We start from the raw sequence: 9518 nt of genomic DNA, 5'->3' as shown, positions 1-9518 counted from the left end.
CAGTGGTTCCTCGACAGCTCCACTTCACATCCGGAGGCCTTCATTTGTCAGCCCGACTCACCGCCCTAAACCGGGACAACGTCCCTGGACACCACAGATAGATGCTCCATCCGGCCCCGATTCCGGGGCGGATGCGACATCTATCGACGAGCTGGCGTCGTTTGCGGGTGCGGCGTCGTTTCCGGGGTCCTACTGGTGGACGTGCAGGCGCCGGGCCGCCTCGGCGATCGAGCCGGACAGCGACGGGTACACCGTGAACGTCGAGGCGACGTCGTCCACGTTCAGTTTCTGGCTGACGGCGATGGCCAGCGGGTAGATCAGCTCCGAGGCGCGCGGCCCGACGACGACGCCGCCGATGACCGTGCCGGAGCCCTGGCGGGCGAAGACCTTCACGAACCCGTCCTTGACGTGCATCATCTTGGCCCGGGCGTTGGAGTTCAGGGAGAGCGTGAAGACATCGGCCTGATACGCGCCCGACTCGACGTCCGCCTCGGTGACGCCGACGGTGGCGATCTCCGGGGACGTGAAGATGTTGGACGAGACCTGCTTGATCCGCAGCGGCTTGACCGCGTCGCCGAGCAGGTGCGCGACGGCGATCCGGCCCTGCATCGCGGCGACCGACGCCAGCGGCATCACGCCGGTGCAGTCCCCGGCCGCGTAGACGTTGAACGCGGTGGTCCGGGAGACGCCGTCGACGACGACGTGGCCCGCCTCCGTGGTCGCGACGCCCGCGTCGTCCAGGCCGAGGTCCGCCGTGTTGGGCACCGCGCCGACGGCGAGCAGGCAGTGCGAGCCCTCCACCGTCCGACCGTCCTCCAGGGTGACGACGACGCCGTCGTCCGTCCGCGCCACGGCCTGGGCGCGCGAGCGGGCCAGCAGGTTCAGGCCCCGCTTCTGCAGCACGTCCTCCAGCACCTCCGCCGCGTCCGGGTCCTCCCCGGGCAGCACCCGGTCGCGCGAGGAGACGAGGGTGACGTCGGCGCCCAGGCCCACGAACGCCGACGCGAACTCGGCACCGGTCACCCCGGAACCGATCACGATCAGGTGCTCGGGCAGCACGTCGAGGTTGTAGACCTGCTTCCAGGTGAGGATCCGCTCCCCGTCCGGCTTCGCCGACGGCAGCTCGCGCGGGCTCGCCCCGACCGCCAGCAGCACCGCGTCGACCTCGATCAGCTCCGTGCCGGCGTCGGTCGTGGCCTCGATCGTGTGGTCCGGGCGCAGTCGGCCGCGCCCGCAGATGATGCGGACGCCCTTGCGCTCCAGCGCGGCGTGGATGTCGGTGGACTGGTCCTTCGCGAGCCTGAGCAGCCGCTGGTTGACGCCGGCCAGGTCGGCCCACATCGCGGGGGCCGGCGTCGACGTGTCCAGGCCCGGGGTGTCCCCCGTCGCCCCGCCGGCGGACGCGAACTTGATGCCCAGGGCATCCGCGTCCGCGGCGGCGGTCATCGCGTCGGCCGTCGCGATCAGGGTCTTGGAGGGCACGACGTCGGTGAGCACCGCGCTGCCGCCCACCGCCTGGGACTCGACGATCGTCACCGCGGCTCCCAGTGAGGAGGCGACCATGGCGGCCTCATAGCCGCCCGGGCCACCGCCGATGACCCCGAGACGCAACGACGAGTAATCCAGCTGATTGTTCACGGCGCCCATTGTCGTCCATCGGCTCGCACCGGGGCAAAGCAGGCACCCACCGCGGGGCGCGGCAGCCGGTAGGGTCGGACGGGTGAGCACCCCCACCACCGACGATCCCTTCGCCCTCGCCGCGTCCGCGGCCGCCGTGATCGCCGAACGCACCGGCGTCGAGCAGCACGACGTCGGCCTCGTCCTCGGCTCCGGCTGGGGCGGCGCCGCCGAGCTGATCGGGCGGACCGTCGCCGAGCTCGACGCCACCGAGGTGCCGGGATTCGAGAAGCCCGCCGTCGCCGGTCACGTCGGCACCATCCGGTCGCTGCGCACCGAGGAGGGCCGCCGGGTCCTGGTCCTCGGCGCCCGCACCCACTACTACGAGGGCCGCGGCGTCCGTGCCGTCGCCCACGGCGCCCGTACCGCCGCCGCGGCGGGGGCGAGCACCATGATCCTGACCAACGGGTGCGGCGGTCTGCGCCCTGAGGTCGGCCCGGGCTCGCCCGTCCTGATCGCGGACCACCTCAACCTCACCGGGGCGTCACCGCTGGAGGGCGCCACCTTCGTCGACCTCACCGACCTGTACTCCCCGCGGATCCGCGGCATCGCCCGCGAGGTGGACCCGGCGCTGACCGAGGGCGTCTACGCCCAGTTCCCCGGCCCGCACTACGAGACCCCCGCCGAGGTGCGGATGGCCCGCACCCTCGGGGCGGATCTCGTCGGCATGTCGACGGCTCTGGAGGCGATCGCCGCCCGGCACGCGGGCATGGAGGTGTTCGGCATCTCCCTGGTGACCAACCTCGGCGCGGGGATCAGCGACGAGCCGCTCAGCCACGCCGAGGTGCTGCAGGCAGGCCGGGACGCCGGCCCGCGGATCAGCGCGCTGCTGGCCGGGATCGTCCGCCGGCTCTGACGCCGGCACCCTCTCCGCCCCGCCCGTCCTCCCGCCCATCATCAGCGACCCGCAGCCCACCCGAGGAACCCGTCATGAGCCAGCAGCGGACGCCGTCGTCCCCGCCCCCGTCCCCCACCGAGACGACCGGTGCCGTGCCGACCACGGCCACCGCCGGCGGGCCCACCGCTCTCGCGGAGGCCGCCCGCGCGTGGGCGGACGCCGACCCCGACCCCCGGACCCGGGCCGAACTGCTCGCCGACCTCGACGCCGTCACCGCCGGCGACGACGACGCCCGGGAGCGGCTCGCCGACGCCTTCGCCGGACCACTGACCTTCGGCACCGCTGGGCTGCGCGCGGCGCTGGGCGCCGGGCCGAACCGGATGAACCGGCTGGTGGTCCGGCAGGCCGCCGCGGGCCTGGCCCGCTACCTGCTGGACGTCTCGGCGGGCGCGTACCGGCCGCGCGCCGTCATCGGCTTCGACGCACGGCACAACTCGGACGTGTTCGCCGCGGACACCGCCGCCGTGTTGACGGCCGCCGGCGTCGAGTCCCTGCTGATGCCCGCGGCTCTGCCCACGCCGGTGCTCGCCTGGGCGGTGCGCCGGTTCGACGCGGAGGCCGGAGTGATGGTCACCGCCAGCCACAACCCGCCGCAGGACAACGGGTACAAGGTGTACCTGGGCGGCCGGGCCAGCGACGACGACGGCCGCGGCGCCCAGATCGTCAGTCCCGTCGACGCCGCGATCGCCGAGCGGATCCGCGCCGTCGACGCGACGGATCCGGCCGCGGTGCCCCTGGCCGCGGACGGCTGGACGGTGCTGGACGCCGCCGTCGCGGACGAGTACCGGGCCGGTGTGACCGCCCTGGCACGGCCGGACACGTTCGACGCGCGGGACCTGGCCATCGTCCTGACGCCCATGCACGGCGTCGGCGGCAGCACGATGACGCGGGTCCTCACGGACGCGGGCTTCGGCGATGTGCACCTCGTGGCCGAGCAGGCCGCGCCGGACCCGGCGTTCCCCACGGTCGCCTTCCCCAACCCGGAGGAGCCCGGCGCACTCGACCTGGCCCTGGCCGCCGCCCGGGAGCGGGGCGCCGACCTGATCATCGCCAACGACCCGGACGCGGACCGGGTGGCCCTGGCGGTGGCGCACGACGGCGACTACCGGGTGCTCACCGGCGACGAGACCGGCGCCCTGCTCGGCGCGCACGTGCTCGACCGCGAGCGCCGCGCCGCCGCCGAGGATCAGGCCGGCGCAGGCACCGGTGCGGGCGGCCTCGGGTCCCGGCGACCGGTGTTCGCGAACTCGGTGGTTTCCTCCCGGCTGCTGGCCCGGATCGCACGGCAGGCCGGCGTCGAGCACCGGGTCACCCTCACCGGTTTCAAGTGGATCACCCGCACGCCGGGGCTGACCTTCGGGTACGAGGAGGCGCTCGGCTACTGCGTCGATCCCGCCGCCGTGCGGGACAAGGACGGCATCAGCGCCGGGCTGCTCGCGGCGGAGCTGGCCGCGGACGCGAAGGCCGAGGGCCGCACCCTGGTGGACGTGCTCGACGACCTGCACCTGCTGCACGGCGTGCACCGGACCCGCCAGCTCTCCGTCCGGGTCTCGGACCTGGGGCTGCTGGACGCGATGATGCACCACCTGCGGGAGTCCGGCCCGACGGCGTTCGACGGGTCCGCCGTCGTCGTCGCCGTGGACCTCGCGGCCGGGGAGGCCGTCCCGGGGCTGCCGGCGCTGCCGCCGACCGAGGGCCTGTACTGGGTGACCGAGGCCGGCAACCGGGTGATCGTCCGCCCGTCGGGCACCGAGCCGAAGCTCAAGTGCTACCTGGAGGCCGTCGTGCCGGCGGCGTCGCGCGCCGAACTGCCGGAGGCGACGGCGCGGGCGGACGCCACCCTCGACGCCATCGCCACGGATCTGCGCGAGCTGCTCGACCTCTCTCCCCGCGAGGACTGAGCACCGGCTCGTCCTCCCCCGCGCACCCGGGTCGGCAGCGCCGCGCCCGTGTGCGAGCATGGATCCGATCCCGACGAAAGGCCCTCTCATGTCCTGGAACAGCGTCGACGCGGCCTCGCTCACCGCGGCCGAGCTCGCCGGCTACATCGACCACACGCTCCTCAGGCCGGACACGTCGCGGCAGGAGATCCTGACCCTGTGCGGGGAGGCCGTCGACCACGGCTTCCGGTCGGTGTGCGTGACCCCGCTGTGGGTCTCGACCGCCCGCCAGGCGCTGCGCGGCACCGACGTGCTGACCTGCTCCGTGGCGGCGTTCCCGTTCGGCGCCACCCCCACCGACGCGAAGGTGTACGAGGCGCGCGGGGCGTGCCTGGACGGCGCGGACGAGGTCGACATGGTCGTCACCATCCCCGCGGTGATCGCCCTGGACCGCAACGCCGTCGTCGTGGACATCGCCGCCGTCGCCGAGGCGGTGCACGTCAGCCAGGCCACCCTCAAGGTCATCATCGAGACGTCGATGCTGACCGACGAGCAGAAGGAGTTCGCCTGCCGGTGCGCCGTCGACGCGGGCGCGGACTTCGTCAAGACCTCCACCGGTTTCGGCGGTGGCGGGGCCACCGTCGAGGACGTCGCCCTGATGCGCCGCACCGTGGGCGAGCAGCTCGGCGTCAAGGCCTCCGGCGGGGTCCGCACCCGCGAGGACGCGCTGGCCATGATCACGGCCGGCGCCACCCGCATCGGCGCCAGCTCCGGGATCGCCATCGTCACCGGCGGCACGGGCACCGGGTACTGACCCACCCGTGTCCCACCGGCTCGTGCGGCCACGCCGACGGCCGGTGGGTACGATGAGAGCAGTCATCGGTCGCGATCACCCGGAGGAAGCATGAGCACGTCAGCCAGCCGTCAGGCCCCGCGCCGGAGCCGGCGCGAGTCGACGGAGAACGAGCACCGCACCCACTCCGGGGAGGGCCGCGGGGTGGAGAACGCCGTGACCTTCGTCGTCATGTTCGCGGTATTCCTCATCGGCATCTACCTGATGAGCTTCGTCGACCACAACCAGCCGGCCACCTGGTGGGCGATGCCGGCCGCGATCCTCATCGCCTCGCTCGCCTACTTCGTCGGCTTCCAGCGGCCCACCCGCAAGGAACACGCCGGCCGCTGAGCGCGCCGCAGCCCGCGACGGACGACAGGACCCCGGCCACGCGGCCGGGGTCCTGCTGCGTCCGGCGACCCCGTCAGCCGGTGACGGCGGGCTGCGGGGCGAACACGGCGTCGATCACGCCGCGCGCCCAGGCCAGGATCGCCTCGTCGGTCAGGTCGACGCCCCCGATCGGGGCCGACTTCGGCTTCGGGATGAGCACGGCGTTCAGCGCCGGTTTCACCAGCGCCCCGGGGTACATCCGGGTCAGCCGCAACTGCCGGGACTCGGGCAGGTCGGCGATCGGGCCGAAGCGCACCATGGCGCCCTGGGCGATCACCTCGGTCAGCCCCGCCGCGCGGGCCGCGATCCGGAACCGGGCGACGGCCAGCAGGTTCTCCACCTCCGCCGGCGGCTCCCCGTAGCGGTCGGCCAGCTCGGTGCGGACCTCGTCGATGGCCTCTTCGGTGTACGCGGCGGCGAGTTTGCGGTACGCCTCCAGGCGCAGCCGCTCGCCGGGCACGTACTCCTCGGGCAGGTGGGCGTTGACCGGCAGCTCGATCTTCATCTCCGTCGGCGTCTCGTCCTTCTCGCCCCGGAAGTCGGCCACCGCCTCCCCCACCAGCCGCAGATACAGGTCGAAGCCGACCCCGGCGATGTGGCCGGACTGCTCGCCGCCGAGCAGGTTGCCCGCACCCCGGATCTCGAGGTCCTTCATCGCCAGCTGCATGCCGGCGCCGAGCTCGTTGTGCTGGGCGACGGCCTTGAGCCGCTCCAGCGCCACCTCCCCCAGCGGCTTCTCCGACGGGAACAGGAAGTAGGCGTACGCCCGCTCCCGGCCACGGCCCACCCGGCCGCGCAGCTGGTGCAGCTGGGAGAGCCCGTACGAGTCGGCCCGGTCGATGATCAGGGTGTTGGCGTTGGCGATGTCCAGGCCGGTCTCGATGATCGTCGTGCAGATCAGCACGTCGAACCGCCGCTCCCAGAAGTCGACGATGATCTGCTCGAGCCTCGACTCGCTCATCTGGCCGTGCGCGACGGCGATCCGCGCCTCCGGCACCAGCTGCTGCAGGTGCGCGGCGGTCCGCTCGATCGAGGAGACCCGGTTGTGCACGAAGAACACCTGGCCCTCGCGCATCAGCTCGCGCCGGATCGCGGCGGTGACCTGCTGGTCCGTGTACGGGCCGACGTAGGTCAGGACCGGGTGCCGCTCCTCCGGCGGCGTGGCCAGGGTGGACATCTCCCGGATGCCGGTGACGGCCATCTCCAGGGTGCGCGGGATCGGGGTCGCGCTCATGGCGAGGACGTCGACGTTGGTGCGCAGCTTCTTGAGCTGCTCCTTGTGCTCGACGCCGAACCGCTGCTCCTCGTCGACGATCACCAGACCCAGGTCCTTGAACTGGACGGCGTCCGAGAGCAGTCGGTGCGTGCCGATCACGACGTCGACGGTCCCGTCCCCCAGCCCCGCGATCGTGTCCTTCGACTCCTTGCCGGTCTGGAAGCGGGACAGGGCGCGGATCCGCACGGGGAACCCGGAGAACCGCTCGGAGAACGTCTCGAAGTGCTGCTGCACGAGCAGGGTGGTGGGCACGAGGACGGCCACCTGCTTGCCGTCCTGCACGGCCTTGAACGCGGCCCGGACCGCGATCTCCGTCTTGCCGTAACCGACGTCGCCGGAGATCAGCCGGTCCATCGGCACCTCCCGCTCCATGTCGGCCTTGACCTCGTTGATGGTGGTCAACTGGTCCGGGGTCTCGACGTACGGGAACGCCTCCTCGAGCTCCCGCTGCCAGGGCGTGTCCGGCCCGAAGGCGTGCCCGCGGGAGGCCATGCGCGCCGAGTAGAGCCGGATCAGCTCGCCCGCGATCTCCTTGACCGCGCGCCGCGCCTGGTTCTTGGTGCGGGACCAGTCGCTGCCGCCCATCTTCGACAGGGCCGGCGCGTCGCCGCCGACGTACCGGGTGACCTGGTCCAGCTGGTCGGTGGGCACGAACAGCCGGTCCCCCGGCGCGCCGCGCTTGGCGGGGGCGTACTCGATGACGAGGTACTCGCGGGTGGTGCGGGCCGCCCCGACGCCGGTGGTGCGCTGGATCAGCTCGACGAACCGGCCGATGCCGTGCTGTTCGTGCACGACGAGGTCGCTCGCGGTCAGGCTCAGCGGGTCGACGGCGTTGCGCCGCCGCCGGGCGGGCATCTTGCGCATCTCCCGAGTGCCGTAGGCGCTGGCCCGGCCGAGCAGGTCGGTCTCGGTGAGCAGGCCGAGCTTGAGCGACTCGACGACGAAGCCGCCGTCGGCGGCACCGGTGGTGATGTGCACGATGCCCGGCTCGGGGACACCGGTCAGGTCGTCGACCCGGGCGGCGGGGATGTCGGCGTCGTGCAGCAGCTCGGCGATGCGCTGCGCCGGGCCGGGGCCGGGCGTCGTCACGACGATCCGCCAGTCGTCCCGGACCCGGCCCCCGAGGAAGGCGAGCATCTGCTCGACATCGCCCTGGAACCGGATCGGCTCCCGCGCGTCGACGCGCAGGGTGTCGACATCGGGCAGCAGGTCGTCCGGCTGCACGAAGGAGGACAGGGCCCACCACCGCACGCCGGCGGCGAGCGCGGTCGTGCGGGTGTCGGCCAGGGAGGCGAAGCCGCCGGCCTCCAGCCCGCGCCCGGCGTCCCCCAGCTGCAGCGGCGCCTCGCCGCCGTCGGACGCGGACGCCCAGGCCGCGGCGAGGAACTCCGCGTTGGTGTGCTCCAGGTCGTGGGCGCGGGTTCGGACCTTCTCCGGCTCGATCAGCACGAGCACGGACCCGGCGGGCAGGTGCTCGACGACGGGCACCATGCCGTCGGCGAGCACGGGGGCCAGGGACTCCATGCCCTCGACCGCGATACCGGCGGCGATCTTCTCCAGCATCGCGGCGGCGCCGGGCATCGACGGCATCAGGGCGGCGGCCCGGTCGGCGACGGCGGGGGTGATCAGCAGCTCGCGGCACGGCGGGGCGTAGAGGCGCGTCAGCTCGTCCCCGGGCAGGGACCGCTGGTCCGCCACCGAGAAGTACCGCATGTTCTCGACCTCGTCGCCGAAGAACTCGATCCGCACCGGGTGGTCGGCGGTGGGCGCGAAGACGTCGAGGATGCCGCCGCGCACGGCGAACTCGCCGCGCCGGGTGACCATGTCGACCCGCGCGTACGCGGCCGCGGACAGGGCCGCGATCAGGCCGTCGAAGGGATGGTCCTCGCCCACCGTCACGGTCACCGGCTCGAGGTCCTCCAGGCCGGCGACGACCGGTTGCACGACGGCGCGGACGGGGGCGACGACGACGCGCAGCGGCGCGGTGGCCGCGTTCGATGCCGGACCGGCCGGCGGTGTCCCTCCCGGCTGCGCCGGGTGGGCGAGCCGGCGCAGCACGTGCAGCCGGGTGCCGACGGTGTCCGAGCGCGGGGACAGCCGCTCGTGCGGCAGCGTCTCCCAGGCCGGGAACGCCTCGACGGACCCCGCGGGCAGGTAGCAGCTCAGCGCGTCGACCAGGTCGTTGGCCTCGCGGTCCGTCGCGGTCACGGCGAGCACGACGGGTTCGCGCGCCGGCGCCGCACCACCCGCGTCGGTCGCCGCAATGCCGCTCACCAGCTCGGCCAGCAGGGCGGGGCGCAGGCCGACGGGGGCGCTGATCTCCATCGACTCCGGGGCATCGGCCCCGGCCCGCGACAGGCGGGCCAGCCGGGCGACGCCGGGATCGTCCGCCAGGGCGGTGCGCAGACCGGTCAGACTCATCACGGACTCCTCAGGACACGGCGGTGGTCGAGAAACGCCACGCCGGGGGGCGGCGACGGCGAGGGCAGCACGAAGAACCGCGGTCCAGCACGGACCCCGGGTAGGCATCCAGCCTATCAACGCCCCCGCCCCCGACGCCGGGAC

At 73.5% G+C, this 9518-nt stretch carries 6 protein-coding genes; 4 read left to right on the top strand and 2 right to left on the bottom strand.

What is annotated here, in order from left to right:
- Positions 1 to 189: 189 nt before the first annotated feature.
- Positions 190 to 1647, bottom strand: coding sequence for an NAD(P)H-quinone dehydrogenase (locus IEX22_RS14420; RefSeq protein ID WP_188669101.1), 1458 nt, complete (start codon positions 1645 to 1647; stop codon positions 190 to 192).
- Between the two features lie 73 nt (positions 1648 to 1720).
- On the opposite strand from IEX22_RS14420, the gene IEX22_RS14415 reads away from it, so the two are divergent.
- From IEX22_RS14415 to IEX22_RS14400, 4 genes are all read left to right on the top strand, one after another.
- Positions 1721 to 2533 carry a purine-nucleoside phosphorylase gene (locus IEX22_RS14415; RefSeq protein WP_188669100.1) on the top strand — a complete coding sequence of 271 codons (813 nt, stop codon included), beginning with the start codon at positions 1721 to 1723 and terminating at the stop codon, positions 2531 to 2533.
- A gap of 74 nt (positions 2534 to 2607) precedes the next feature.
- Positions 2608 to 4476, top strand: coding sequence for a phospho-sugar mutase (locus tag IEX22_RS14410; protein ID WP_188669099.1), 1869 nt, complete (start codon positions 2608 to 2610; stop codon positions 4474 to 4476).
- A gap of 88 nt (positions 4477 to 4564) precedes the next feature.
- Positions 4565 to 5269 carry a deoxyribose-phosphate aldolase gene (deoC, locus tag IEX22_RS14405; RefSeq protein ID WP_188669098.1) on the top strand — a complete coding sequence of 235 codons (705 nt, stop codon included), beginning with the start codon at positions 4565 to 4567 and terminating at the stop codon, positions 5267 to 5269.
- 90 nt (positions 5270 to 5359) lie between these two features.
- Positions 5360 to 5638, top strand: a complete 279-nt coding sequence (locus IEX22_RS14400; protein WP_188669097.1) for a hypothetical protein — start codon at positions 5360 to 5362, stop codon at positions 5636 to 5638.
- Between the two features lie 73 nt (positions 5639 to 5711).
- On the opposite strand, the gene mfd is transcribed toward IEX22_RS14400, so the two are convergent.
- Positions 5712 to 9374: a transcription-repair coupling factor gene (gene mfd / locus IEX22_RS14395; RefSeq protein ID WP_188669096.1), complete on the bottom strand. Its 3663-nt coding sequence runs from the start codon at positions 9372 to 9374 to the stop codon at positions 5712 to 5714.
- Positions 9375 to 9518: the final 144 nt, after the last annotated feature.

The sequence above is a fragment of the Tersicoccus solisilvae genome (genome assembly GCF_014643255.1).
Lineage (GTDB): Bacteria > Actinomycetota > Actinomycetes > Actinomycetales > Micrococcaceae > Tersicoccus > Tersicoccus solisilvae.
This window is presented reverse-complemented; position numbering and strand designations above follow the sequence as displayed.